At 36.3% G+C, this 300-nt stretch carries 1 pseudogene; it reads left to right on the top strand.

Annotation, left to right across the window (positions count from 1 at the left end):
• Positions 1-300: pseudogene (locus H4O21_RS28980) on the top strand (glycerate dehydrogenase); the annotation flags it as partial.

Here is a 300-nt window from a genome sequence, read left to right as displayed (position 1 = left end):
AAATAGTGTTCACCAATAAAACTCCTCTTAACAAAACTGTTTTATCAAAATCCAAGGCATTAAAATATATTGGTGTTTTGGCTACGGGCTATAACGTCGTAGATATTGAAGCTACAAGACAAAAAGGCATAGTAGTAACGAATGTACCAGACTACAGCTCTGTATCGGTAGCACAATTCACAATGGCTTTAATTTTGGAACTATGCCATCATGTAGGCGCTCATAATAAAGCAGTACAGCAGGGTGATTGGATAAAAAGTAAAGACTTCTCCTTTTGGAATTACCCCTTAATAGAATTGG

Origin of the sequence: Oceanospirillum sediminis (genome assembly GCF_014164585.1) — a bacterium.
In the GTDB taxonomy this organism is placed as follows: domain Bacteria; phylum Pseudomonadota; class Gammaproteobacteria; order Pseudomonadales; family Halomonadaceae; genus Oceanospirillum; species Oceanospirillum sediminis.
This window is presented reverse-complemented; position numbering and strand designations above follow the sequence as displayed.